This is a genomic window from Jiangella endophytica (assembly GCF_003427025.1).
Lineage (GTDB): Bacteria > Actinomycetota > Actinomycetes > Jiangellales > Jiangellaceae > Jiangella > Jiangella endophytica.
Window position 1 is genome coordinate 70,128 of sequence record NZ_QVAI01000001.1, and the last position, 24,940, is coordinate 95,067.

Sequence of the window (24,940 nt, forward strand, 5' to 3'; positions counted from 1 at the left end):
GGACCAACGCAACGGAGCGAGCGGAGAGATGACCATGAACAGCAGGCGGCGATTCCTGACGGCCGGGGTGCTGGCCTCGGCGGTGCTGACGGCGTCGGCGTGCGGTGGCGGTGACGACGACGTCGCGGGCGGCGAGGGTGGCGACACCACGCTGCGCATGATCGTCAACATCACCCCCAACCTCACCGAGCAGTTCTGGAACGAGCTGTTCGACCTCTACGAGGCCGAGAACCCCGGCATCACGGTCGAGCTGGAGCTCACCGGCACCATCGAGGCGGAGGCCAAGCTGCAGCAGGACCTCGCCGCGGGCGACCCGCCCGACATCGCGCAGCACGTCATCCCGAATCCGGAGACGGCGGAGCTGTTCGTCGACCTGTCCGGCGAGGACTGGGCCGCCGACACCCCGCTCTTCGAGGACTACGCGATCGACGGCGGTCACTACGTCGTCGGTGTCGGCGAGCAGATCCAGTCGCTGGTGTTCTACAACAAGGCCGCCTTCGACGAGGCCGGCGTCGACGCCACCCAGTTGCAGACCATCGCGCAGTTCGAGGACGCGATGCGCAAGCTCCAGGCGGCCGGCTACCAGCCGCTGCAGTCGGCCGGCCAGTGGGTCACCGGCGCGCAGTTCACCATGCTGGCCGATGCCGGTGTCCTCACCGACGAGCCGGACTGGGTGATCGAGCGCAAGAACGGCGAGACGTCCTTCGCCGACAGCGGCTACCTGCGCTACTTCGAGCTGTACGAGTCGTGGTTGAGGGAGGGCTTCCTCACCCAGAGCGCGCTCGGCCTGGAGTACCCGGCCGGCCAGGCCGCGTTCCTCGCGGGCGACTCGGCCATGTACATCATGGGCTCGTACTTCGTGCCCGCCGCCGACGAGGCCGGGCTGAGCGACCAGATCGGCGTCTTCCCCGTCCCGGCCGACGGCACCTACCCGCCTGGCCAGTTCGGCAACATGGCCCAGCCGTACACCGTCGTCGAGGCCTCCGACGCGAAGGAGGAGGCGATCGACCTCGTCGAGTGGCTGGTCACCGACGACGAGGCGATCGAGATCCAGCTCGCCGCCGACGGCAACCTGCGCAAGGGCTTCAGCTACGACGTCTCCAGCCTCGGCGAGGGCGTCCAGTCCGTCCTCGACGCGAGCCCGATGGTGATCGTCAAGCAGGGCGAGCGGCAGCCGGTGCACGGCTACGCCGAGGAACTGAACACGCAGGTCCAGTCCCTGTTCACCGGCTCCTCCGCCGGCGACGTCGCGGCGAACCTGGACGCGTGGTGGGACTCGCAGCGCTGAAGGTGAGCCCGGCGCGGGCGGACGGCGACCCGCCCGCGCCGGCTCCCGGCCACATCGGCACGGCCGCCGCCGGCCGCCGTCGCCGGATGCGCGACGGCGTCGTGAGCCTGGGCATGCTGGCCCCGGCCGTGCTCGTGTACACCGTGATGACGGTCGTCCCGGTCGTCGTGGCGCTGTACCTGAGCCTGACGGATTGGAACGGCTTCTCCGACGCCACCTTCATCGGCATCGAGAACTACACGCGGCTGTTCGAGGACCCGGGCATCAGCCGGGCCTGGGTCGTCACGTTCGTCGTGGCGGCGTTCGGGTCGGTGGGCATGCTCGGCCTCGGCCTGGCGTACGCGCTGCAACTGAAGGACCGGTCGCGGACGAACTCGTTCTTCCGTGCGCTGGCCTACTACCCGCACGTCATCAGCGCGCTGATCCTCGGCTTCCTGTGGAGCGCGATCCTCGGCACCAACGGTGCGATCAACACCACGCTGGAGCGCTTCGGCGTCGGGCCGGTCGGGTTCCTGTTCGACGAGACGCTGGCGGTCGTCACGCTGGTCGGCGTCATCGTCTGGGCCGGGTTCGGGTTCAACGTCGTGCTGTTCGTCGCGGCGCTGCAGACGGTGCCGTACGACCTCATCGAGGCCGCGCAGATCGACGGCGCGTCGCGGCGGCAGATCAACCGCCGCATCGTCATCCCGATGATCTCGCCGGTCGTGACGGTCGCGATGGTGCTCAACCTGGTCGGCCTGATCAAGGTCTACGACATCGTCGTCAGCCTCACCGACGGCGGGCCGGCCGGGTCCACCGAGACCATCGCGTACGTGATCCTCAGCCGGTCGTTCGCCAGTACCGACGTCGGCTTCGCGACCGCGCAGGCGGTGGCCCTGATGGTGGTGTCCGCGGTTCTGTCCGTGCTGGTGGCCGCACTGCGCAACCGGCAGGACCAGGCAGCGGCGAACTAGGAGCAGCATCCATGGCACTCGACGTCTCCTCGAACCTCGCGCCTGAGGCGCGCCGGCGGCCGCCGGTCACCCGGGTGGTGCTGCTGGCGGTGCTGTTCGTCGTCATGACGATCCCGGCGTACCTGCTGCTGGTGAACAGCTTCAAGTCGCAGCACGACATCCAGAGCAACCCGTTCGCGATCCCGTTCGGCGGGCTGACGCTGGAGTATCTGGAAGCGGCGATCACCAGCCCGCAGTACAACGTGCTGCGCAGCTACGGGTTCACCTTCTTCCTGGTCGTCTCCGTCGACATCCTGTGCATCCTGTTCGCCGGACCGGCCGCCTACGTCATCGCCCGCAGCCTGAAGCGGCGGACGCAGATGTTGCTGCTGTACTTCCTGGCCGGGACGTTCATCCCGTCGGCGGCGCTGATCGTGCCGCTGATCTACGTGTTGCGCTCCATCGGCCTCGGCAACACCGTGACCGGCCTGATCCTGCACGACGTGGCGATGACGCTGCCGGTGAGCATCTTCCTGTTCGTCGGCTTCATCCGCACGATCCCGCGCGACATCGACCACGCCGCCGCCATCGACGGCGCGGGCCGGATGCGCACGTACTGGCAGATCATCTTCCCGCTCACCCGTCCCGCGGTCGTCACCGTGCTGATCCTCAACTCGATCGGCATCTGGAACGACTTCATCAGCCCGCAGGTGCTGCTCACCCCCGGCTCCGGCAACTACACGGTCACCACCGCGATCTACGCCGGCGTCAGCCAGTACTCGACCGACCTCACCAAGGTCTTCCCGAACCTGCTGCTGGCCATCGCGCCGGTGATCATCTTCTTCGTCTACATGCAACGGCACATCATCAGCGGCCTCACGGTCGGCGCGCTCAAGGGGTGACCCCGGTCGCCCGTTCCCTGCACCGAACCCAGAAAGGAACCGCACCATGAAACGCCTCATGCCCATCGTCGTGCTGGCGTGCCTGCTGGTCGCCGGTCTCCATCCGGCGGCCCAGGCAGAACCCGCGGCGGCCGAGCCGGGCGCCGTCCTCCATGTCGCGCCAGGCGGCGACGACGCCCAGGACGGCTCCGAGACCGCGCCGCTGGCCACTCTCGAAGGTGCCCGCGACGCGATCCGCGCGCTCAAGGCCGACGGCGGCCTGCCAGCCGGCGGCGTCACCGTCTACCTGCGCGAAGGGACCTACGAGCGGACCTCGTCGTTCCGCCTGGAGGAGCAGGACTCCGGCACCGCCGAGGCGCCGATCGTCTACCGCTCGTTCCCCGGCGAGACGGTCCGGCTCAGCGGTGGCCGGCAGCTCGACCACGACGGCTTCACTGCGGTCACCGACGACGCCGTGCTCGGCCGCATCATCGACGAGTCCGCCCGCGACGACGTCCTCCAGGTCGACCTCGCCGCGCTCGGCATCACCGACTACGGCGAGACCAGCCGGCACGGGTACTGGAAGGCGAACGACGTCTCCGAGGTGCCGCCGATGGAGCTGTACGTCGGCGGCCAGGGCATGACGCTGGCCCGCTGGCCCAACGAGGGCACCGTCCAGATGAACGAGATCGTCGACCCGGGCCCGACCGTCGACGACCCCGACCTGCAGGAGCGCGGCGGCACGTTCAGCTACAGCTACGACCGGCCGCAGTACTGGACGCAGGCCGAGGACGTCTGGCTGGACGGCATCTTCGGCTACAGCTGGGAGTGGTCGTACAACAAGATCGCCGCGATCGACACCGAGGCGAAGACCATCACGCTGCGCTACGGCGAGATGTCCGGGCTGATGAAGACGTGGTACCCGGACTTCCACTTCGCCGAGAACCTGCTGGAGGAGCTGGACGCGCCGGGCGAGTACTACATCGACCGCGCGACCGGCGTGCTGTACCTGATGCCGAACGCCGCGTTCCGCACCCGCAGCGGCGACGTGACGGTGACGATGCTGGACGAGCCGATGGTCCGGACCGAGAACGCGTCCTACATCACCTTCGACGAGCTGGTCATGGAGTACGGCCGGGCCACGGCGGCCACCGTGCTCGGCGGCAGCAACGTCACGTTCGCCCGCAGCGACATCCAGAACTTCACCGACGGCGGCGTCTACATCAACTCGCCCGGCCGCTACGTCTACGACGGCATCCCGAGCGGCTGGGACGGCCGCGACCACGCCGTCGTCTCGTCGGAGCTGCGCCACGTCGGCGGCGTCGGCGTGGTGCTCAACGGCGGCGACGAGGACACGCTGGAGCCCGGCAACAACCGGGTGGAGAACTCACACATCCACGACTTCGCCTACTACCACAAGGCGTACAACCCGGGCGTCATGTTCGACGGCGTCGGGAACGTGGCCCGCAACAACGAGATCAACGACGCCCCGCATCCGGGCATCATCGTGCACGGCAACGACCACCTGATCGAGTACAACGACATCTACGACATCTGCAAGGAGTTCCAGGACCTCGGCGCCATCTACATGAACGCCGGCGCGACGCCGCACGAGCGCGGCACCGTCATCCGGCGCAACTACTTCCACGACACCGGCATCGGCCGGCACGGCGTGGAGGGCGTCTATCCGGACAACCTCACCATGGGCCTCACCATCAGTGAGAACGTCTTCTACCGGATGGGCAACGACGCCATCAAGAGCGGGTCCGGCGACCACATCACCGCCGAGAACAACATCTTCGTCGACACCTTCGTCCCGTACGACAACTACGAGATGTGGATGGGCGACCAGCCGGGCAACAAGGTCGACACCGACTACCGTCCGGCGTGGGAGAAGCTGTTCGCCGAGAACGGCGACTTCGTCGGCACGCCGTACGGCGAGAAGTACCCCGAACTGCTGAGCTTCTGGGACGAGAACCACTACTACCCGGAGCACAACTTCTTCGCGAAGAACCTGGTCTGGAACCCGACGATGGAGCGCTCGCCGGACGTCAACCAGCACGGGGCCCGCGACGTCGAGAACCTGATGAACTACGCCGACAACTGGGTCGCCGACCAGAACCCCGGCTTCGTCGACTGGGAGAGCGAGGACTTCCGGCTGACCGAGGACGCCGTCGCGTACGACCGCATCCCGGGCTTCGCGCCGGTGGCGTTCGAGGACATCGGCCCGCAGGGCGTCGTCGGCCTTCCGCACGGCCCGCAGACGATCCCGCTGACCGGGCTGTTCCTGCCGGGCGACACCTTCACCGTCGAGCTGGGCGCTACCGTGCCGTTCCGGGCCGAGCCGGTGCCGTGGAACGCGACCGAGCAGGAGGTGGCGTACGCGAGCAGTGACCCGGCGGTCGCGACGGTCTCCGCTGCCGGCGAGATCACGGCGCTGGCACCGGGCGAGACCGTGGTGTCCGTGGCGTCGGTGGCCGACCCGGCGATCCGCGACGAGGCGGTCGTCACCGTGGCCGACGGCGACGGCGTGCTGCACGCGACCGATTTCGAGTCCGGCGGCAACGGCTGGCCGGTCGACGGCAACCGCCCCATCGTCGCCGACGACACCGGCAACCACTGGTACCGGATCCTGAACGGCGCGAACGGCCAGCTGGACCGCGCGTTCTCCGACTACGTGCTCGACTACCGGCTCAGGACGCCGGCCGAGCTGCCGGAGGGCACCGAGCTGATCACGTACGAGCGCAACGGCGCGAACGGCAGCGGCTTCATCCGCTACCGGCACGCCGCCGCCGGCGCGACCTGGACGCTGTACAACGCGCAGTGGCAGACGCTGGCCGAAACCGTCCTGCCGGCGGGCGGCGGCCTCCAGCCGGGCACCGTCTACGCCGTGCGGGTGGTGGCCCGCGGGCCGTCCGTCGCCGTCCTCGTCGACGGTCAGCAGGTCGTCGCAGGCGAGAACCCGGGGCACAGCCCGTCGGGCACGCTCGGGTTCTACGTCGCGGGCGCGTCACACATCGACGTCGACGACGTCACCGTCTCGCTGGTGCCGACCGACGTCACCGGCATCGACGTGAACCCGGCGCAGCTGACGCTGGAGCCCGGCGAGAGCCGGACCGTCACCGCGTCCGTCAGCCCGCCCGACGCCACCAACCGGCGGGTCGACTGGACGTCGTCCGCGCCGGAGGTGGCGACCGTGGACGCCGACGGCACCGTGCGCGGCGTGGCGGCCGGCACGGCGACGATCACCGCGACCTCGCGCGCCAACCCGGAGCTGACCGCGACGGTCGCCGTCACGGTCGGCGCGGCCGAGCACCCGGTCATCGGCCTCGGCGGGCAGCTGTCCGACGCCGCGAACTGGACGCCGTCCGATGCCGTCGACTTCGACGAGGGCACCGTCCGGGTCTCGGCGAACGGCGTGTACGGCTACCAGGGCGAGCGGTTCGGCAGCGGCCTGCTCCGCTTCACCGCGTCGATCGGCGAGTTCGCCGGCGGCTGGTACGGCTTCGCCGTCCGCTCCGACCGGCCCGGCGACCCGACCTGGGTCAACGCCAACAAGGGCTACCTGGTCGTCGTCAAGGAGGACCAGATCGAGTTCCAGAGCTGGAAGCCCGGCCAGACGATGATCGACGTCATCCCCAACACCGCGATCGAAGCGGGTCAGGAACACGACATCGAGTTCGGCGCGGTGAGCGTCGACGGCGGCACCCGGCTGGTCCTGCGGGTCGACGGCGCGACGGTGTGGAGCGGCCTCGACCGCGACGCGGCCAACCCGATCGCCGCCGACGGGTACCTCAACGTGTACCACTACGCGGGCGGCGACAACGCGATCCGGCTGCGGCCGTCGGAGGGGTCCGCCGTCGTCACCGGCATCGCGCCGATCGAGGGGACCGGCTACCAGACCCAGTACCGGGTCGGCGAGGCCCTGAACGTCGACGGCCTGGCGATCGAGGCGACGTGGAGCGACGGCGGCACGACGGTCGTGCCGGTGACGGCGGACATGGTGAGCGGGTTCGACAGCGGCGCCGTGGCACCTGCGCTGCCGCTGACCATCGCCTACGCGGGCGCGACCACGACCGTCGAGGTGTCCGTCCAACACCGGACCGACCCGGTGCACCAGGTGACGTTCGACCCGGCGGGCGGCAGCCCGGTCGGCGTGCGCACCGTCAAGGCCGGGACGGCGCTGCGGGTCCTGCCGTTGCCGAAACGCGACGGGTACCGGTTCGACGGCTGGTTCACCGCGGCCGGGGTCCTGGTGACCGTGGAGACCCGGGTGTACGGCCCGCTCGCGGCCGTCGCGCACTGGACGCCCCTGAAGTGAGGCTCCGCAGCCGGGGCCGGGCGTTCGCGCCCGGCCCCGGTAGCTTGTGCGCCGTGGACATGGGGATCACGACCTTCGCCGGCTCCTACGGCCTGGAGCCGCCCGAGCTCGGCCGGGCCGTCGAGGAGCGCGGCTTCGAGTCGTTGTTCTTCCCCGAGCACACGCACATCCCGGTGCACAGCCGTCGGGCGGACGGACGCTCGACGCGCGCCTATGCCGAGACCTACGACCCGTTCGTGGCGCTGTCCGCCGTCGCGGCGGTCACCCGGACGCTCATGCTCGGCACCGGCGTCTGCCTGGTGACCCAGCGTGACCCGATCGTCACGGCCAAGGAGGTCGCGTCGCTCGACCGCCTCTCGGGCGGCCGGTTCCTCTTCGGGGTGGGTGCCGGCTGGAACCGCATGGAACTGGCCAACCACGGCACCGACGCGCGCACCCGCATGGCGCTGCTGTCTGAGCGGGTGCGGGCGATGCGCCGCATCTGGACCGACGACGAGGCGGAGTTCCATGGCGAGTACGTCGACTTCGATCCCGTGTGGTCGTGGCCGAAACCGTCGCAGCGGCCGCACCCGCCCGTCCTCGTCGGCGGCAACGGCCCGGGCGTCGAAGACCGCGTGCTCGCCTACGGCGACGGCTGGTTCCCGCAGTGCGGTCCGTTGGCCGACGTCGACGAGCTGCGCGAGCGCGCCGCAGCACTGCGCCGTCGGGCCGCCGACTCCGGGCGTGGACCCGTCCCCATCACGGTGTTCGGCACGCCATCTGACAAGTCGCTGCTCGACGCGCTCGCCGAGGCGGGTGCCGACCGGTGCCTCCTGCTGCTACCGCCCGGTCCCGAGTCGCAGCTCCTGGCGACACTCGACGAGTGGGCGCGGCACGCATGACGGCCGCGAAGCGGTTCGAGCGGGCGATGCGGCTGATGCGCCGGCACGACCCTCAGGCTCGGGAGGACGGCTACCAGGTGCTACGGGGCCGTGCGGCCGACCACGTCGGCCAGCTCATGGAGGACACCCAGCCGGCCCGGGAACACCTCTGGCGAGCGCGCGCCGACGGCCTGATCGGCTAGCCGGCGCGCTCGTCACGGGTCGCGTCCTGCTGGTCGGCTTGGCAGGGCTGGCCGCCCCGGACACCTGGACGAACCGGACGGCCGAACGACAACGAGCCTGGCCGAGCACGTCGCCGGCCTTGCCGAAGCGGCCTGTCGGCGGCGTGCGCCCGTCAGTCGGCGGCGGGGGTGCGCTTCGCGCGGGTGGCGCGGCGGTCGGGGACCGGGCCGCGGCCGGCGGCGTGCTCGGCGAATGCCTGGCCGGCGGCCGTCGGGTCGCCCTCGCGCAGCAGCGCGACCAGCCGGCCGTGCTCGTCGGCCATGGCCTGCCAGTCGCCGTCGAACAGCGGGTCGGCGATGGCGCGCAGCGTCCGCAGGCTGGGCTCGAGCACGCCCCACATGCGGGCGAGGAACGGGTTGCCGGCCGCCTCGCCGACGGTGGCGTGGAAGGTGATGTCGGCGTCGCGGAACCGGCTGAGGTCGCCGCGTGCGACGGCGTCGTGCATCTCGCCCACGAGAACGTCGAGCCGCGACAGCTGGGCGGCGGTGATGGTGGTGGCCGCCAGCTCGCCGGCCAGCCGCTCCAGTGGCTCGCGCACCTGGCGCGCGTGCTCGACGTCGCGCTCGGACACCTCGGCGACGAAGTTGCCGCGTCGCGGGATGTGCTCGAGGACGCCCTCGCGGGCCAGCCGTTTGACCGCCTCGCGCACCGGCGCCTGGCTCACGCCGAGCCGGCGGGCGATCTCGGACTCGACGACGCGTTCGCCCGGCTGGAGGTCGCCGTCGATGAGCGCGGTGCGCAGCAGGTCGTACACCTGGTCGGACAGCAGCGCCGGACGCAGGCGGTCCTTGCCGGCGAGGGACGACGCGAATCCGCCCTCGGGCTGGGTGGTGCCACGCACTGCCATGCCATCCCCATCAATCATCACGAGTGAGCTCCGTCCATCGTGCCACTTCAGCGGTCGGTAGTCCGTACACCCGCAGCGCCGTGCCGCGCCGCACCATCGCCCTGTCCTCGGCGCAGAGGTCGTCGAGCGTCCGCGCCGACGCGGTGAGCGACGACGCGCGGGAGCCGGCCGGCAGGCAGATCGGCCAGTCCGAACCGATCATGCACCGTTGCGCGCCGACGGCGGTCAGCGCCGCGGCGACCAGCCGGTCGACGTCGGCCGGCGCCGCGCCGCGCTGCTGCGTCAGCAGCCCCGACACCTTGATGACGACGTTCGGCCGGCCGGCGGCCGCGTCGAGGTCGTTCAGCCAGTCACCCGGGTCCGCGTGCGCGACGTTCGGCGGGTTGCCCAGGTGGTCGAGGACGACGACCAGCCCGGGGTGCCGCTCGGTCAGTTCGGCGCCGACGCGGACGGCGCCGGCACCCATGTTCAGCTCCAGCACGACGCCGTGGTCGGCGAGGACCGGCAGCAGCGCGGCGACGCCGGGCGGCACGTCCGCCCACGTGCCGCCGCCGGCCCGCATGCCGACGGGGCGGGCGTCGCCCCAGCGACGCAGCAGAGCGGCGAACTGGCGTGGTGTGCGGCCGGCGTAGCAGTGCAGGTTGCCGACGTAGCCGCCGATCAGGTCGGGACGGCGGCGGGCGGCCGCGCGCAGGGCGGCGGTCTCACCGGCGTCGCCGCGCGACGCCTCGACCAGCACGGACGTGACGACGCCGGTGCCGCCGGCCGACGCCGCGAGGTCGTCGAGGGCGAACGGGCGGTGGTGCGGGGAGCCGGGGCGGATCCAGCCGAAGCCCAGCGCCGGGTCCCAGAGGTGCACGTGGCAGTCGACGACGGGCTCACCGCCTGCCGCGGCGGTCTCGTCGGCCGGTCGCCGCGTCTTGACAGTGGTGCGCACCGGACCACACTATGACGCAATCGGTTATCGATCAAAGATAATCGCCACGAATCGGTTGTGAGGTGTGCAGTGCTCGTGTCGTCCCGGCGGCCGGCCGAGGTCCCGGAGTGGGCCCGGCTCCAGCGGCAGCTGTTCACCCAGCAGGACCACGCCTGGCGGGTGTTCGCCGACCGCTACACCGCGGACGACGGACGGCTGGTCTTCCACGACAAGCTCGGGCAGGGGTCCGACGACCGCGACGGTGTCGACGACTTCTACGAGGCGTTCTTCAACTGGCCGATGCTGTACCTGCTCGGCGGCAGCGACGACCTGCTCGCGGCCACCGAGCGGCACTGGGCCGGCGTCACCGCGCAGCTGACCGAGATGGGCATGCTGGTCGACGGGTACGAGCGCGGCTACGACTGGTTCCACCAGGGCGAGAGCCTGCTGTTCTTCTATGCCCGCTGCATGGCGGGGCCCGGCGGCCCGCGGGTGGAACAGGCCCGCCGATTCGCCGATCTCTACCTGCCGGGCGGGCCGAACTACGACCCCGAGCACCGGATCATCCGCGCGCCGCACAACGGCGCGGCCGGACCACGCTGGGGGTTCGGCGACCACGAGGTCGCGTTCCCGTGGAGCCTGCCGCTGCGGCCGTACGGGCTGCCCCTGGACTGGCTCGGCTACGACTCGTTCGACGAGCTGGTGGCCGACCCGGCGAAGGCGCGCGCCTACGGCCGCGAGATGTGGGACCGCATGGGTCGCGGCGACACCTTCGCCAACGTGCTCTCGACCAGCCTCGCCGTGCACGCCTGGCTGCTCACCGGCGAGCAGCGCTACGCCGACTGGGTGGTCGAGTACGTCGGCGCGTGGCGGGACCGCTGGGCCGGCGGGCCGGTCGTCCCGGACAACGCGGGGCTGAGCGGCCAGGTGGGCGAGTACCTCGGCGGACGGTGGTACGGCGGCCACTACGGCTGGTCCTGGCCGCACGGACTGCAGTCGATGGCCTGCGCCGCCGTCGTCGCCGGCACCAACGCGGCATTCGTCACCGGCGACGACGCCTTCCTCGACCTCGCCCGCAACCCGTTCGACGTCGCGCTCGAGCAGGCCGAGCGGCGCCGCCCGGACGACGTCGGCTCCGTCACTTCGCGCTGGACGCGCCACCTCGACGGGCTGGGCGACCGGCCGACGCTGATGGTGCCGCACCGCCGCGGCGACGCCGGCTGGTTCGACTGGAACGTCCCGCCGACGCAGTACCTGATCTGGCTGTGGCATTTCGGCCGCGCCGACGAGGACCTGCGCCGCGTCGACGCGTTGCGGGCCGGCGCCTCGTGGGACTGGCGCGCCGTCCACGACCAGCGGACGAAGGAGGAGAACGGCCACGAGGAGCCGTGGTTCGAGTACCTCGCCGGCCGCAACCCGGACTATCCCGAGCGGGCCTTGCGCAGCGCGCTCGCCACCAGCGCGCAACGCCTCGACGAGATCGCCCGCGACGACACCGACCCGGTCGCCGGGCCGTCGGCGCTCGACATCCACCTCTGGCAGAACCGCAACCCCGTCGTCACCGAGATCCTGCTGCAGCTGACCACGGGCACGCCGCAGGTGCTCTACAACGGCTCTCCGGCGCACCTGCAGCTGCGCTGGTTCCACGGCGACGGCGTGCGACCCGGCCTGCCCGACGACGTCGCCGCGCTGGTGACGTCGATCGACCCGGAACGGACCGTCGTCGAGCTGGTCAACACCGGTGACCGGCCGCGGACGCTGGTCGTGCAGGGCGGCTCGTTCGCCGAGCACCGCATCCGCACCGTCGCCCTCGACGACGCGCCGCCGGAGCCCGTCGGCGGGCCGCGGGTCACGGTCCGGCTGGAGCCGCGGGCGCAGGCCCGGCTCACGCTCGAGCTGGCGCTGCGCGCCGTCACGCCGACGCTGGTCGCGGGCGCATGACGGTCGTGCTGCCGCGCCTGGGCATCGGGACCGCGGCGTTCGGCGGGCTGTTCACGCCGGTCGCGGACTCGGACGCGCTCGACGCGGTGCGCGTCGCGGCCGAGCTGGGCGTCGGCTACTTCGACACCGCGCCGCGCTACGGGCACGGACTGGCCGAGGAACGGCTGGCCCGCGGGCTGCGCGAGACCGGCGCCGACGCGGTCGTGTCGACGAAGGTGGGCTGGCTGCTGGGCGCCGGCGACGCCGTGGCGCCCGACTGGACCGAGCGCGGCATCCGCGCGTCGCTGGAGTCCAGCCTGGACCGGCTCGGCCGCGACCACGTCGACATCGCGTTCCTGCACGATCCGGACGACGCGGCCGACGCGGTTCGGCGCTCGGCCTACCCGGCGCTGCGCCGGCTGCGCGACGAGGGCGTGGTGCGGGCCATCGGCTTCGGGATGAACCACGCCGACCCGCTGGCCGCGCTGGTCCGCGAGTTCGACGTCGACGTCGTCCTGATCGCCGGGCGATTCACGCTGCTCGACCACCGTGCGCTCACCACGCTGCTGCCGACCTGCGCGGCCACCGCGACACGGGTGGTCGTCGGCGGGGTCTTCAACACCGGGCTGCTGGCCGAGCCGTCGGCCGCGGCGAGGTACGACTACCGGCCGGTCGACGCCGCGGTCCTGGACCGGGCGCTGCGCTGCCAGGAGATCTGCGCCGCCTACGACGTCCCGCTGGCCGCGGCGGCCGTGCAGTTCCCGCTGCTGCACCCGGCGGTCGGCACCGTGCTCGTGGGCTGCCGGTCCGGCGCCGAGGTCGCCGCGAACGTCGAGGCGGCCGGTCGGGAGATCCCGGCGCCGCTGTGGGCGGAGCTGGCCGCGGCCGGCTACGTCCCGGCCGGGCTGCTGACCGCCGTGTAGGCGTCGGGCGTCGCGACGAATCGCACGGCGACGTCCGGGACCAGCGCGGCCAGCCACTCGGCGAAGAACCGCATGCCGGCCTGCTCGGACGGCACGTGCCCGGCGACGACCAGTCCTGCGGGCGACCCGCCGCGGCCGGCCAGCCAGGCCGCGTCGGTGGCGTACGAGCCGGTCTCCCACTCGTGCGCCTCGCCGATGACGACGGCGTCGACGTCGTCGCGGCGCAGCAGGGTGCGGTTGCGCGCGAAACCGCGGTTGCCGAGGTCGAGCCCGACCCGGGTCACCGGCAGCGCGGGATCGCCGACGAACCGTGGCGCCCGCGCCCCCAGCGCCGTCGCGACGTGGGCCGCGAGCAGGCCGAGCGTGGTGGGTGCGACGGTGCACAGCGCGACGCCCGCGGCGGCCGGCTCCGGGTCGAGCGTCCAGCCCAAGGCCCGCGCGACGCCCTCGTCGACGCCGTCGGGGCGGCGCCGGTGCCAGCCGTCGTGGTAGTGGCACACCACCAGCCCGCGCTCGGCGATGAACGCTTGTTTGGCGAGGTAGACGGGGTCCTGTTCGGCCTCGAGGTCGGGGCCCGCGGCGCCCAGGTGGTCGTAGAACGGCGCCTCGTGGGTGATGACGACGTTGGCGCCGGCGGCCGCCGCCCGGTCGAGCACGTCGAGCGTGGCGAGGGTCGTGACGGCGACCCCCGCGGCGACGGTGTCCGGGTCGCCCGCCACGACGCCGTCGACGGTGGTCGGACGGGGCGGCGCGCCGTCGGCCGCGGCGATGCGGGCCATCAGGGCGGCTGCGGTCAGCGTCGTCACGGCACTCAACCTAGGCCGCCGCGAACAGCACCGCCAGCCACGTCCATCCGACGACGATGGTCAGCCGCTGCCAGAGCCCGGTTCGCGCGTCGTCGGCCTCCCAGCCGATCCCGAACCGGGCGAACAGCAGCCCGCTGGCCAGCGCCGTCGCGACGGAGCACCAGCGCAGCCAGCCGTCCGGCCCGGTGACCGCGGTCAGCACGGCGGTCACCGGCAGCCCGAGGAACAGCAGCGCGCCGACGTTGTCGTGCCAGCGGTGCGCCCGGGTGAACTGCTCCGGCGTCGACGACGGGGTGCCGGGCGGGTAGCCGCGCATCGGGTCCATCCGCCAGACGCCGGACGCGGCGAGCGCCAGCCCGAGCACGGCCACCGCGGCAGCGACCCATGGCAGGCCGGCGTCGACCCACAGCCCGGCGGCGCCGACGAGCAACCCGGCGCCGCCCACCAGGAAGTTCGTCGTCTGGATCCAGCCGCGCCGGCCCAGCGCCAGCGCGCTGACCGGGTGGTAGAGCGGCCGGTAGCCCGGGCGCAGCCACCCGTCGACGGTGAACACGACGACGAACAGGGCCGCCGCGGCCGACCCGGTCAGTCCCACCGGAACGCCACCGCGGCCACGACGGCGCCGACCACCGTCGCGACGGCCAGCGCGATGAGGTGCGCCCCGTCCACCGGCGTGCCCGCCCAGGCGTCGGAGAGCGCCTCGACGGACGCACCGAACGGCAGCCACTCGCCGACCCGGGCCACCGCGGACGGCAGCGCGTCGGTGCCGCCGAACAGCCCGCCGAGTGCGCCGAGCGCGAAGAAGCCGACCAGGCCGATCGCGACCGCCGAGTTCGGCGTCGGCGCCACCGCCGCGACGATCATCCCGGCGGCGTACATCGCCGCGATCGCCAGCGCCACCACGCCGAGCGCGGCCCAGCCGTTCACCGGCGGCCGCGCCCCGAACGCGAGCAGCGCCACCCCGAACGCGATGCCGATGCCGATCACCGCCTGCACGAGGCTCACCACCAGCTGCGCGACCAGCACCATCGCCGGCGACGCCGGGGTGACGGCGAGCCGGCGCAGGATGCCGGAGCGGCGGTAGTAGGCGAGGAAACTGGGCATGTTCACGATGCCGATGGTGGCCAGCACGATCGTGAACACCAGCGGCAGCACGTACACGTCGAGCGCGGACCGGCCGTGCGCGATCTCCTCGTCCGACGCCGCCGACGCGTTCATGACCATGATCAGCAGCGGCAGCCCGATGGGCACCACCAGCCCGGCGGTGTCGCGGATCACCATCTTGGCCTCGCACACCATCAGGGCGACCCAGGCCGCCGGTCCCGGCCGGTGGGCGGTGATCGTCGCGGTGCTCATGCCGCCTCCTCCTCGTACTCCGGCTCCCGGCCGGTCAGGGCGACGAAGGCGTCCTCGAGAGTCGTGGTGCCGGCCCGATCGACGATCCCGGCCGGGGTGTCCAGCGCGATCACCCGACCGGCGTCCAGCAGCGCGACCCGGTCGCAGAGCCGCTCGACCTCGTCCATCGCGTGGCTGACCAGCACGACGGTCTCGTCGCGCAGGCTCTCGACGGCCGACCACATGCGCCGCCGTGCGCGGGGGTCCAACCCGGTCGTCAGCTCGTCCAGGATCACCACGCGCGGCCGGCCGGTCAGCGCCAGCGCGATCGACAGCCGCTGCTGCTGGCCGCCGGAGAGCGACTCGAACCGGGTCCGGCGCTGCCCGTGCAGGTCGACGAGGTCCAGCAGCTCGTCCGCGGGCCGCGGATCGGGGTAGAAGGTGCGGTACAGGCCGATCAGCTCGGCGACGGTGAGCGCGCCGTGCAGGTACGACTGCTGCAGCTGCACGCCGAGCACCTGGCTCAGGGCGGCGCGGTCACGGCGCGGGTTGAGGCCCAGCACGCTGACGCTGCCGCGGTCCGGCGCCCGCAGCCCGGCGATCATCTCGACGGTCGTGGTCTTGCCGGCGCCGTTGACGCCGAGGACACCCAGCACCTCGCCGGGTGCCACCCGCAGGCTGATGTCGTCGACCGCGACGGTGTCGCCGTACCGCTTGTGCACGTGGTCGACGACGATGGTGGATTCGCTCATGCCTCGACGCTAGGGACCGGCCGTAGGCGCCCGCGCGTGCCGGAAGTCAGGAATCGCCGGCATGACTTCCGGCACCCCCGGCGCGGTGGCGCGGCCCCTATGGTGGATGACATGCGTCGACTCGGTCCGGAGGAGTGGTCGGGTCTGGCGATGCTCGTGGTCTGCGCCGGCATCGGCATCCCGGTCGTGCTCGGCGCCGCCGACCCGGACATCCCGGCGGCCCTGTGGGTCGCGGTGTACACAGCCTGGTTCGTCGCGATCGTGGCGGCCGCCGCGCTGGAGGAGCGGCGCGGCACCCAGCGCGCCGTCTACGCCGTGTCCGTCGTGTTGTCCTGGGTGGTCGTCGTGACGGTGCCGGGCGGCGGCCTGCTGCCGGTGCTGCTGGTGGTCGTCGCGGCCGTCGGCACCGAGGTGGTGCGGCTGCCGGCCAGCCTCGTGGTGGTCGCGCTGAACACGGTCGTCATCGGCATCACCCTGGCCCGCGGCGGCAACGACGCCACCGGCCTGCTCGTCGGGGTGGGGTTCTACGCCCTGATCCAGGTCGCCTCCGTGTTCAGCGTCGCCGCGATCCGGCGCGAGCAGCAGCTGCGCCGTGACCTGGCCGAGGCGCACGTCGAGCAGCAGACCGCGAGTGTGCTGCTCGCCGACGCCGCCCGAACGGCCGAGCGGCTGCGCATCTCCCGCGAGCTGCACGACCTCATCGGGCACCAGCTCACGGTGCTGACGCTGGAGCTGGAGGCCGCGCGGCACCGGCCGGGCGAGGCCGCGCGCGAGCACGTCGAGCGGGCCGGCCGGGTCGCGCGCGAGCTGCTCGGCGACGTCCGGGCCACCGTCGGCGAGCTGCGCACCGCCCCGGCCACCGACCTGCGCGAGGCGCTGCGCAGCGTCGGGCGCGACGTGCCCGGCCTGGACGTCGCGGTCGAGGTGGACGACGCGGTCCAGGTCGACGAGGAGCAGACCGCCGCGCTGGTGCGGGCCATGCAGGAGATCGTCACGAACACGCTGCGGCATGCCGGCGCGCGCGAGCTCTGGGTCGAGGTCGCCCGCGACGGCGAGGCGGTCACGCTCACGGCGGTCGACGACGGCCGGGGCGCCGCCACGCCGATCGCCGGCAACGGCCTGCGCGGGCTGGCCGAGCGGTTCGCGGCCCTCGGCGGCGCGGTCGACTACGACGGCCGCGACGGCTTCCGCGTCCTCGCCCGGGTGCCGGCCCGATGACCCGCGTCGTGGTGGTCGACGACCAGACGCTGGTGCGGCAGGGCATCCGCACGCTGCTCGACGTCGCCGGCATCGAGGTGGTCGGCGAGGCCGACGACGGCGGCGCCGCGCTGGACGTCGTCGCGGCCACCCGGCCCGACGTCGTGCTGCTCGACCTGCGCATGCCCCGCCACGACGGCATCTGGACGCTGGAGCGGCTGGGCGAGCGCGGCGACGACGTCCCCGTCCTGGTGCTCACCACCTTCGACGACGACACCCTGGTCCTCGACGCGCTGCGCGCGGGAGCCCGCGGCTACCTGCTCAAGGACGTCACGCTGGAGCAGCTGACCCGCGCGGTCGAGGCACTGGCGGCCGGCGGCACGCTGATCGCGCCGTCCGTCACCGACCGGCTGCTGCGGGCGATCCGCTCCGGCCCGTCGCCGGTGGGCGCCGACGCCCCGCCCATGGAGGCGCTGACCGAACGCGAACTGGAGGTGCTTCGGCTGGTCGCCGAGGGCTACAGCAACCGCGAGATCGCCGGGGCGCTGTTCCTCGCCGAGGGCACGGTGAAGAACCACGTGTCGACGATCCTGCTCAAGCTGGGTGCCCGCGACCGCACCAACGCCGTCCTGCGGGCGCTGCACGAGGGCGTCCTCCGGTAGCGCTCAGACCGCGAACAGCCCGATCGCGTCCCAGGCGATCCACGACCCCTCGTCCTTGACCATCGTCAGGACGTTCTCGCCGGTCCGGAGCAACCCGGGCGGCAGCGGACGCTCCAGGTAGGACGGACGCAGCCGGGTGCCGGGCACCGTGGTGTCGCCCTCGAGCGAGCCGCGGGTCGCGCCTCCCTCGAACCGCAGCCGGTCCACCGCCGTCCCGTTGACGTCCAGCGCCACCGAGCCGGGGATCGTCGCGTGGCTGTCGATCAGCCAGATCGCCAGCCAGACCGCCCCGGCCGGCACCGACGCGAGGTCGAAGCGGAGCCGGAAGGTGTGCGTCCTGCGCCCGGCCCACGCGTCCGACGGGCCCGGGTGCAGGTAGCTCCAGCCGGTGCCCGGCACGTCCGCGCCCACGCGGAAGTCGACGCCGTCCGGGAACGTCGCGGGGTAGCGGCTGTAGCCGTTCGGCGACAGCGCGAACTCCAGCCCCTTGCCGTCGAAGTCGCCGACCACCGCGAGCGGCGTGCCGGTCGTCGTCACCGACACCTGGCTGCTGGCCGCGAGCGGGGCGGACGGCTTGCTGCGGGCGCCGGCCGCGTCGACGGTGACGACACGGTAGGCGAACCCGCGGGCCCGGCCGCCGAGGCCGCTGTGCACGACGTGCGGGTAGACGGTCTTCGTGAGCAACGTCCGCGGCCCCGGCTCGACGTCGCCGGCATCGGGTGCGGCGTACACCGCGTAGTGGTCGACGACGGTGTCCCACGGCACCGGCGTCCAGTCCAGCACGATGCGGCCGAGGTGCCCCTCGGCGTGCAGGCCGGTGACGGTGCGGACGTGGCGGCCGCTCATGCGAGACGCTCCAGACCCGGCGCGCCGGCCGGCGTGACGAACCGGGCGACGGTCGCCAGCGGCGCGTCGGCGTCCGCTTCGACCCAGGGCACGATCTTGAACTCCGACGTCATGGCGTCGCGGGTGAGCGTGACGTGGACGTAGCCGCGGCGGCCGTCGTAGAGCCTGACGTACGGGTGCCGCACCCAGTCCGGCGTGTAGGCGTCGGTGGGTGCGCCGTCGCCGTCGGAGGCGATGGAGGTGCAGATCAGCTCGACGCCGACCGTCGCCGAGGCGGGGTCGGTGAAGTCGGCCTTCAGTTCCGCGGCGACGTGCTTGTGGATGTCGCCGGTGAGCACGACCGGGTTGCTGGTCGTCCGCATGGCGTCGAGGAGGCGGCGGCGGTTCGCCGGGTAGCCGTCCCACTGGTCGGTGCGGTTCGTCGTGATGGCCGCGACCGTCACGCCGTTGGCGATGACGTTCCACGCGGCCGTCGAGCCGGCGAGGCCGTCGTACAGCCAGGTCTCCTGCTCCGCGCCGAGGATGCTGCGGTCCTCCCGGTTCTGGTCGGCCGTGTCGACCGGCAGCGGGTCGCGGTACTGCCGGGTGTCGAGGACGTGGAAGCGGACCAGCTCGCCGTCGCCGCTGCGCCGGTAGACCGTGCTGTCCGGGCCTTCCGGCAGTGTCGACAGTGACACCGGCAGGTTCTCGTAGAACGCCCGGTACCCGACGGCGCGCAGGTGCACGAAGTGCTCGGGCAGGACGCCGTACCGCGACCCGTCGGCGCCGTAGTTGTTCTGCACCTCGTGGTCGTCCCAGGTGACGAACCACGGCGCGGCGGCGTGCGCGGCCTGCAGGTGCGGGTCGGTCTTGAACAGCGAGTAACGCAGCCGGAACTGCTCCAGCGTCTGGATCTCGACCCCGTGCTCCGGCGTGACGGCGGCGCCCGCACGCCAGAGGTTCGCCGCCGTGATGCCGTACTCGTAGATGTAGTCACCGAGGAACACCACCGCGTCCAGCTCCTCCTGGACCAGGTGCCGGTAGGCCGTGAAGTGGCCGTGGTACCACGCCTGGCAGGAGGCGGTCGCGAACCGGAACGTCGCGTCGGGGCCGGCCGGGAGCGTCTTCGTCCGCCCGGTCGGGCTGACCTGACGCCCGGCGTGGAAGCGGTAGAAGTACTCCCGCCCCGGGTCGAGCCCGTCGACCTGCGGGTGTACGGAATGGGCGAGTTCCGGCGAGGCGACTGCGGCGCCCCGCCGGACGACCTGGCGGAAGCTCTCGTCGGTGGCCACCTCGTAGCGCACCGGCACCGGGCGCGGCGGCATCCCGCCGTGGCCGTCGGGCGCCAGCGGCTCGGGCGCCAGCCGGGTCCACAGGACCACGCTGCCGGTGCCGGGGTCGCCCGAGGCGACACCCAGGCCGAACACGCCGTCCGGCAGTTGCGCGCCGTCGGCCTCGGCGGACGCCAGCGCGCCGATGGGTGCGGCGACACCCAACGCGAGGGCGGCCGAACTGACGCCGCTGAGCTGCAGGAAGGTACGTCTGTTCAGCCGGGGATCGGTCACGCCGTCGACCCAATCGAACCGAGGTGACAGAAATCTGTCCGCCGGGTGTCGAATCGGGGCCATCGTGTTCGTAGCAGGGGTGAGTGGCCGCCCGGCCGCACCTGAGGAGAGCACCATGACCGCGACCTACACCTTCGACGTCTTCGCCAGCCTCGACGGCTTCGGCTCCGTCGGCCCCGGCGGCGACTGGGGCGGCTACTGGGGCAAGCAGGGCCCCGAGCTGCTCGAACACCGCCTCGCTCTTTACGGCGACGAGCAGCGGATGGTCTTCGGCGCCACCACCTATCGCGTCTTCGCTCAGATGCTGGCCGAGAGCACCGAGGGGTCCGAGGTCCGCGACCCGTGGGTCACCCGCATGCGTGAACTGCCGGCCACCATCGTGTCCGGCAGCCTGCGGGGACCGCTCGACTGGCCCGACGCGACCGTCGCCGCCGGCGACGCCGTCGACCTCGTCGCCCGGCTCAAGGAGGAGTCCGCGGTACCGCTGCGCTCGCACGGCAGCCTGTCGTTGAACCGGGCCCTGCTGGCGGCCGGCCTCGTCGACCGCGTCCAGGTGACCGTCTTCCCGGTGATCACCGGGAAGACCGGTGCGGAACCGGTCTTCGGTGGCGCCGAGGACTTCGACCTCGAGCTGCTCGAGACCCGGACGCTCGACGGCCGCATCCAGGAGCTGATCTACCGGCCCACCCTGCACGGGTGAGCGGCCGGGCCGCCCGTCAGCCCGGTGACAGGGGGAGACGGGCGGTGAAGGTCGTCCCGCCGGGGCCGGTGGTGTAGGACAGCGTGCCGCGGTGCCGCTTCTCGATGATGCGCTTGGCGTTGTCGAGCCCGAGGCCGCTGCCCTCGCCCATCGGCTTGGTGGTCACGAACGGCTCGAACAGCCGCCCCTGGACCTCCTCGGGCACTCCGTGGCCGGTGTCGGCGACGTCGACGACGGCGTGGTCGCCGTCGCGGTGGGTGCGCAGCGTCAGGGCGCCGTGGCCCTTCATCGCGTCGACGGCGTTGTCGATGAGGTTGGTCCACACCTGGTTCAGCTCGGCGGCGAACGCGGGCACCGGGGGCAGCGTGGTGTCGTAGTCGCGGTGCACCTCGATCTCGCCGAGCTTGTGGCCCAGCATGACCAGCGTGCTGTCGAGGCCGGGGTGGAGGTCGACCTCCTGATGGGCGGCCTGGTCGAGGTGGGTGTACTGCTTGACCGAGGCGACCAGCGTGGAGATGCGGTTCGAGGCGTCCTCGATCTCGTCCATGAGCGCCTCGGTCTCGAGCGTGTAGCCGAGCCAGGCCAGCGCGGCGGGAAGGGCGTCGCCCACCTCCTGGGCGACGTCGTCGAAGAAGGTGGTGTCGAGGCCGGCCGCGACGAAGACCGGAGCGACGTCGACGGCGTGGTCGAAGCCGAGGTCCTCGAGGTGGTCGACCATCTCGTCCTCGAGGTCGCTCTCCTGCAGCGGGCTGAGTGGGTCGCGCTTCTTCGCGGCGATCTCGACGGCACGCTCCTGGATGGCCATCAGCCCGGCGATCATCTCGGGGTCGACCGGGCCGGACGCGATCATGCCGAGCTTCCGCCGCATGTGCGCCACGCGGTCGCGCAGCTGCCCGGCGGCCCGGACGGTGGCGGCGGCGGGGTTGTTCAGCTCGTGCGCGAGGTTGGCCGACAACGTGCCCAGCTGGGCGAGGTGCTCGCGCTGCCGCACCGTCGCCTCGGTGGTGCGGATGCCCAGGTACAGCCCGTCGAACAGGTGCACCGCCATGGGGAACCACTTGCGCACGAACGCGGCGAAGTCGTCGGCGGGATAGCGCAGGAACCGGGCGTCGGTGACGGCGTGCAGCGACGTCGGGTAGGCGGCGGCCCCGGCCGACGTGGCGAAGGCGCGGACGGCGCCGGCGTAGGCGCCGCGGTAGTCGGTCTCGTTGACGACGACCTCTTCGCCGTCGGCGTGCCGGACCAGCCGCAGCGTGCCGTCGAGCAGAACCCACAGGGCGACGGACGGCTCACCGGCGCGGTAGACCGTGCTGCCCGCGGGATAGGCGCGGACCTCGCAGCTCGCGGACACCTCGGCCAGCTGCTCGGGGGTCATGCCTTCGAAGAGGAAGAGCGTGCGCAGCTCCTCGGTGTCGATGGGCGTACCCATGGTCACGTCGCCTCCAGATAGCGGTGCACCAGCGTGATCGCCATGGCGCCTTCGCCGACGGCCGACGCCACGCGCTTGACGGACTCGGCGCGGACGTCACCGGCGACGAACACACCCGGCACACTGGACTCCAGGTGATACGGGGTGCGGGCCAGCGGCCAGTTGCGCGGCGGCCGCCCGTCGGCGTCGAGGAGCGCTGGTCCCGTCAAGAGAAAACCGCGTTCGTTGCGGGCGAATTCCGCACCGAGCCAGGAGGTCGGCGGCTCGGCCCCGATGAAGACGAACAGCCGCGTGGCGGGCACCGTCTGCGTGCCGCCGTCGCGGGTGTCGGTGAGGACGATGCGCTCGAGCCGGCCGTTGCCCTCGGCGGCGGTGACCTCGGTGCAGGTGCGCACCTCGATGCGGGGGTCTGCCTCGATGCGCCCGACCAGGTACTCGGACATCCGCAGCCGCAGGTCGGGGCTGCGGACCAGCATGACGACGCGGTTGGCGTACTGGGCGAAGTGCAGTGCGGCCTGCCCGGCGGAGTTCGCCGCGCCGACGATGTAGACGTCCTCGCCCTTGCAACCCGGCGCCTCGTGGGCCGACGCGCCGTAGTAGATGCCGCGGCCGGCGTATCGGTCGGCGCCCTCGGCCGGCAGCTGCGACCACCACACGCCGGTGGCGATGACGACGGCGTGGGCGGTGACCTCGTGGCCGTCGTCGAAGCGCACCACCCGGCCCTCACCCTGGGCGACGACGTCGACCGCGGCGGCCGCGGTGAGCATCTCGACGTCGAAGCGGACGGCTTGGTCGCGGGCGCGCTGGGCCAGTTCGGCGCCCGAGACGCCCTGCGGGAAGCCCAGGTAGTTCTCGATGAGGCTGCTGCGCGCCGCCTGGCCGCCGACGCCGGCGCGGTCGACCAGCAGCGTGCGCAGGCCCTCGCTGGCGCCGTAGACCGCCGCGCCGAGACCGGCCGGCCCGCTGCCGATGACCACGAGGTCGTACAGCGGGCTGCCGGCCGTGGTGGCCAGGCCCAGCCGCTCGGCGACGTCGCGCAGCGGCGGGCAGGTCAGCACGACGCCGTCGGGCATGATGACCGCCGGCAGCGCCTCCTCGGGGATGTTCGCGGTCTCCTGCAGCGCGGTGCCGTCGGGCCCGCGCAGGTGGCGGTACGGCACCTGGTTGCTGGTCAGGAACTCCTTGAGGTCCTGGGTCTCGGACGCCCACTGGTGCCCGAGCAACGTGACGCCCTCGAAGCCGGGCCGGCTGTCGCGCGCCCACGCCTCCAGCAACTCGTCGAGGACGGGGTAGAGGTGCTCCTCGGGCGGATCCCACGGCTTGACCAGGTAGTGGTCGAGGTCGATGTCGTTGACGGCACGGATGGCCGCCTGGGTGTCGGCGTACGCCGTCAGCAGGACCCGCTTGGCCTGCGGCACGACGTCCATGGCCTGCTCGAGGAAGTCGATGCCGTTCATGCCGGGCATGCGGTAGTCGGCCAGCAGCAGCGCGGTCGCCTCGCCGCGCAGCGTCAGCTCGCGCAGCACCTCGAGCGCGCCGGGCCCGGTCTCGGACCGTACGACCCGGTGGTCGGCGCCGTAACGGCGTCGCAGGTCGCGGGCGATCGCGCGGCTCACTGCCGGATCGTCCTCGACGGTCAGCAGCACAGGTCCCTGTCGTGGCACGTGCCCTCCATGATGCGCCGAGCGGTCGGTGTCCCCAGGGTACGGCGTCAGAAGCCCCGCGATTTCAGCCAGGCGAGAACGTCGTCGGCGATGGTCCGCCAGCCGCTGTCGATGCCGAGACTGTGGCCGCGGTCGGGGTACTCCTTGAGGTCGGTCACGGCCGGTGAGCGCCGGTACAGCTTCGCCGTGGTGCGGACGACCGCCGGCCCGACGGTGTGGTCCTGACCGCCGAGCGTCAGCAGCAGCGGGCCGCGTCCGGCGTTGCCGGTGGCGACCTTGGCCGGCGACGACCGGACGAGGTTCGCGACCGCGGCCTCGAACAGCGGCCGGCCGGGCGAGGGCATCGCCCAGCGCTCGTACAGCTCGTCGGACTCCCGCTCGGGGAGGGCGTTGCCGAAGCCGTACCGGAACTGGTCGCGGCTCAGCGCGACGGCGCGGGACCGGTTGGCCGGATTGCGCAGCGCGACCGAGGCGACCCGCAGCGACGACGGCGGCAGGTAGATCACCCCCTTGATCGGCGCCGGGTCGAGCGCCACCGCCGCGGCGGCCAGGTTCTCGCCGAGCAGCCGCTGCGCGATCAGCCCGCCGAACGAGTGGCCGACGACGACCGGCGGCGTGTCCAGCCCGCGGATCAGCTCCGCGTAGTGGCTGACGACGGCGTCGATGCCGATGCCGGCGATCCGCTCGGGGTGGGCGCGGGTCTCCTCGACGGTCGCGGAGTCACCCGGCCAGCCGGGCGCCTGGGCGTCGTACCCGGCGTCGCGGAAGAGCTCCACCCACGGGCTCCACGAGTCCGCATGCAGCCAGAGACCGTGGACGAAGACGACGGGAAGACGATCAGTGGTCACGGTTGCCCCCTCGGATAGGCGGTGAT

At 72.5% G+C, this 24,940-nt stretch carries 22 protein-coding genes; 11 read left to right on the forward strand and 11 right to left on the reverse strand.

Features of this window, described 5'->3' with window-relative positions; all coding sequences use genetic code 11:
* Window positions 1–34 precede the first annotated feature (34 nt).
* The 6 genes from DZA62_RS00290 to DZA62_RS00315 are packed head-to-tail and all read left to right on the forward strand — an operon-like array spanning window position 35 to window position 8,485.
* Window positions 35–1,288, forward strand: a complete 1,254-nt coding sequence (locus tag DZA62_RS00290) for an ABC transporter substrate-binding protein (protein WP_157987382.1) — start codon at window positions 35–37, stop codon at window positions 1,286–1,288.
* Window positions 1,267–2,241, forward strand: coding sequence for a carbohydrate ABC transporter permease (locus DZA62_RS00295; RefSeq protein WP_198663272.1), 975 nt, complete (start codon window positions 1,267–1,269; stop codon window positions 2,239–2,241). Before DZA62_RS00290 ends, DZA62_RS00295 begins: the two co-directional genes overlap by 22 nt.
* Before the next feature lie 11 nt (window positions 2,242–2,252).
* Complete coding sequence (locus DZA62_RS00300) at window positions 2,253–3,122, forward strand: carbohydrate ABC transporter permease (RefSeq protein ID WP_116946812.1); 870 nt, start codon at window positions 2,253–2,255, stop codon at window positions 3,120–3,122.
* A gap of 46 nt (window positions 3,123–3,168) precedes the next feature.
* A complete protein-coding gene (locus DZA62_RS00305) occupies window positions 3,169–7,422 on the forward strand; it encodes an Ig-like domain-containing protein (protein ID WP_116946813.1) in 4,254 nt (1,417 codons plus the stop codon).
* Window positions 7,423–7,475: 53 nt separating this feature from the next.
* Window positions 7,476–8,303 carry an LLM class F420-dependent oxidoreductase gene (locus DZA62_RS00310; protein ID WP_116946814.1) on the forward strand — a complete coding sequence of 276 codons (828 nt, stop codon included), beginning with the start codon at window positions 7,476–7,478 and terminating at the stop codon, window positions 8,301–8,303.
* Window positions 8,300–8,485 carry a hypothetical protein gene (locus DZA62_RS00315; protein WP_157987383.1) on the forward strand — a complete coding sequence of 62 codons (186 nt, stop codon included), beginning with the start codon at window positions 8,300–8,302 and terminating at the stop codon, window positions 8,483–8,485. The genes DZA62_RS00310 and DZA62_RS00315 overlap by 4 nt, the downstream gene beginning before the upstream one ends.
* A gap of 152 nt (window positions 8,486–8,637) precedes the next feature.
* On the opposite strand, the gene DZA62_RS00320 is transcribed toward DZA62_RS00315, so the two are convergent.
* On the reverse strand, window positions 8,638–9,372 hold the full coding sequence (locus DZA62_RS00320) for a GntR family transcriptional regulator (protein WP_116946816.1): 735 nt from the start codon (window positions 9,370–9,372) through the stop codon (window positions 8,638–8,640).
* Window positions 9,373–9,382: 10 nt separating this feature from the next.
* Window positions 9,383–10,309 (reverse strand): amidohydrolase family protein, encoded by a 927-nt coding sequence (locus DZA62_RS00325; RefSeq protein ID WP_116946817.1) that lies wholly within the window; start codon window positions 10,307–10,309, stop codon window positions 9,383–9,385.
* 69 nt (window positions 10,310–10,378) lie between these two features.
* Here DZA62_RS00325 and DZA62_RS00330 point away from each other — a divergent pair, with 69 nt between their 5' ends.
* Window positions 10,379–12,229, forward strand: a complete 1,851-nt coding sequence (locus DZA62_RS00330; protein WP_116946818.1) for a hypothetical protein — start codon at window positions 10,379–10,381, stop codon at window positions 12,227–12,229.
* Complete coding sequence (locus DZA62_RS00335; RefSeq protein ID WP_116946819.1) at window positions 12,226–13,131, forward strand: aldo/keto reductase; 906 nt, start codon at window positions 12,226–12,228, stop codon at window positions 13,129–13,131. The genes DZA62_RS00330 and DZA62_RS00335 overlap by 4 nt, the downstream gene beginning before the upstream one ends.
* Here the strand turns inward: DZA62_RS00335 and DZA62_RS00340 are convergent.
* The 4 genes from DZA62_RS00340 to DZA62_RS00355 are packed head-to-tail and all read right to left on the reverse strand — an operon-like array spanning window position 13,098 to window position 16,024.
* Window positions 13,098–13,937: a Nif3-like dinuclear metal center hexameric protein gene (locus DZA62_RS00340; RefSeq protein WP_116947491.1), complete on the reverse strand. Its 840-nt coding sequence runs from the start codon at window positions 13,935–13,937 to the stop codon at window positions 13,098–13,100. The two genes, DZA62_RS00335 and DZA62_RS00340, sit on opposite strands and share 34 nt — an antisense overlap.
* Before the next feature lie 10 nt (window positions 13,938–13,947).
* Window positions 13,948–14,532 carry a DUF998 domain-containing protein gene (locus DZA62_RS00345; RefSeq protein ID WP_116946820.1) on the reverse strand — a complete coding sequence of 195 codons (585 nt, stop codon included), beginning with the start codon at window positions 14,530–14,532 and terminating at the stop codon, window positions 13,948–13,950.
* Complete coding sequence (locus DZA62_RS00350) at window positions 14,523–15,293, reverse strand: ABC transporter permease (protein WP_116946821.1); 771 nt, start codon at window positions 15,291–15,293, stop codon at window positions 14,523–14,525. Before DZA62_RS00350 ends, DZA62_RS00345 begins: the two co-directional genes overlap by 10 nt.
* Window positions 15,290–16,024, reverse strand: a complete 735-nt coding sequence (locus DZA62_RS00355; protein WP_116946822.1) for an ABC transporter ATP-binding protein — start codon at window positions 16,022–16,024, stop codon at window positions 15,290–15,292. The genes DZA62_RS00350 and DZA62_RS00355 overlap by 4 nt, the downstream gene beginning before the upstream one ends.
* 111 nt (window positions 16,025–16,135) lie before the next feature.
* Here DZA62_RS00355 and DZA62_RS00360 point away from each other — a divergent pair, with 111 nt between their 5' ends.
* Together DZA62_RS00360 and DZA62_RS00365 are read left to right on the forward strand one after the other, a co-directional pair.
* The gene (locus DZA62_RS00360; protein WP_198663273.1) at window positions 16,136–17,242 is read left to right on the forward strand and encodes a sensor histidine kinase; all 1,107 of its coding nucleotides are present in this window, start codon (window positions 16,136–16,138) and stop codon (window positions 17,240–17,242) included.
* Window positions 17,239–17,883, forward strand: coding sequence for a response regulator (locus DZA62_RS00365; protein WP_116946824.1), 645 nt, complete (start codon window positions 17,239–17,241; stop codon window positions 17,881–17,883). The genes DZA62_RS00360 and DZA62_RS00365 overlap by 4 nt, the downstream gene beginning before the upstream one ends.
* Before the next feature lie 3 nt (window positions 17,884–17,886).
* On the opposite strand, the gene DZA62_RS00370 is transcribed toward DZA62_RS00365, so the two are convergent.
* The gene (locus tag DZA62_RS00370; protein ID WP_116946825.1) at window positions 17,887–18,729 is read right to left on the reverse strand and encodes a polysaccharide lyase family protein; all 843 of its coding nucleotides are present in this window, start codon (window positions 18,727–18,729) and stop codon (window positions 17,887–17,889) included.
* Window positions 18,726–20,273: an alkaline phosphatase D family protein gene (locus DZA62_RS00375; RefSeq protein WP_198663274.1), complete on the reverse strand. Its 1,548-nt coding sequence runs from the start codon at window positions 20,271–20,273 to the stop codon at window positions 18,726–18,728. Before DZA62_RS00375 ends, DZA62_RS00370 begins: the two co-directional genes overlap by 4 nt.
* 115 nt (window positions 20,274–20,388) lie before the next feature.
* On the opposite strand from DZA62_RS00375, the gene DZA62_RS00380 reads away from it, so the two are divergent.
* Window positions 20,389–20,973: a dihydrofolate reductase family protein gene (locus tag DZA62_RS00380; protein ID WP_116946827.1), complete on the forward strand. Its 585-nt coding sequence runs from the start codon at window positions 20,389–20,391 to the stop codon at window positions 20,971–20,973.
* Between the two features lie 16 nt (window positions 20,974–20,989).
* Here the strand turns inward: DZA62_RS00380 and DZA62_RS00385 are convergent, their stop codons facing one another.
* The 3 genes from DZA62_RS00385 to DZA62_RS00395 are packed head-to-tail and all read right to left on the reverse strand — an operon-like array spanning window position 20,990 to window position 24,914.
* Window positions 20,990–22,402 carry an ATP-binding protein gene (locus DZA62_RS00385; RefSeq protein ID WP_116946828.1) on the reverse strand — a complete coding sequence of 471 codons (1,413 nt, stop codon included), beginning with the start codon at window positions 22,400–22,402 and terminating at the stop codon, window positions 20,990–20,992.
* Window positions 22,403–22,404: 2 nt separating this feature from the next.
* Window positions 22,405–24,066, reverse strand: coding sequence for an FAD-dependent oxidoreductase (locus DZA62_RS00390; protein ID WP_116946829.1), 1,662 nt, complete (start codon window positions 24,064–24,066; stop codon window positions 22,405–22,407).
* 47 nt (window positions 24,067–24,113) lie between these two features.
* Complete coding sequence (locus DZA62_RS00395; RefSeq protein WP_116946830.1) at window positions 24,114–24,914, reverse strand: alpha/beta hydrolase; 801 nt, start codon at window positions 24,912–24,914, stop codon at window positions 24,114–24,116.
* Between the last annotated feature and the right edge of the window lie 26 nt (window positions 24,915–24,940).

Coding starts and splice junctions, on each gene's coding strand:
- DZA62_RS00355 (WP_116946822.1), bottom strand. CDS start 16,024: ATGAGCGAATCCACCATCGTCGTCGACCACGTGCACAAGCGGTACGGC.
- DZA62_RS00350 (WP_116946821.1), bottom strand. CDS start 15,293: ATGAGCACCGCGACGATCACCGCCCACCGGCCGGGACCGGCGGCCTGG.
- DZA62_RS00365 (WP_116946824.1), top strand. CDS start 17,239: ATGACCCGCGTCGTGGTGGTCGACGACCAGACGCTGGTGCGGCAGGGC.
- DZA62_RS00335 (WP_116946819.1), top strand. CDS start 12,226: ATGACGGTCGTGCTGCCGCGCCTGGGCATCGGGACCGCGGCGTTCGGC.
- DZA62_RS00300 (WP_116946812.1), top strand. CDS start 2,253: ATGGCACTCGACGTCTCCTCGAACCTCGCGCCTGAGGCGCGCCGGCGG.
- DZA62_RS00380 (WP_116946827.1), top strand. CDS start 20,389: ATGACCGCGACCTACACCTTCGACGTCTTCGCCAGCCTCGACGGCTTC.
- DZA62_RS00315 (WP_157987383.1), top strand. CDS start 8,300: ATGACGGCCGCGAAGCGGTTCGAGCGGGCGATGCGGCTGATGCGCCGG.
- DZA62_RS00385 (WP_116946828.1), bottom strand. CDS start 22,402: ATGGGTACGCCCATCGACACCGAGGAGCTGCGCACGCTCTTCCTCTTC.
- DZA62_RS00290 (WP_157987382.1), top strand. CDS start 35: ATGAACAGCAGGCGGCGATTCCTGACGGCCGGGGTGCTGGCCTCGGCG.
- DZA62_RS00370 (WP_116946825.1), bottom strand. CDS start 18,729: ATGAGCGGCCGCCACGTCCGCACCGTCACCGGCCTGCACGCCGAGGGG.
- DZA62_RS00320 (WP_116946816.1), bottom strand. CDS start 9,372: ATGGCAGTGCGTGGCACCACCCAGCCCGAGGGCGGATTCGCGTCGTCC.
- DZA62_RS00360 (WP_198663273.1), top strand. CDS start 16,136: ATGCGTCGACTCGGTCCGGAGGAGTGGTCGGGTCTGGCGATGCTCGTG.
- DZA62_RS00305 (WP_116946813.1), top strand. CDS start 3,169: ATGAAACGCCTCATGCCCATCGTCGTGCTGGCGTGCCTGCTGGTCGCC.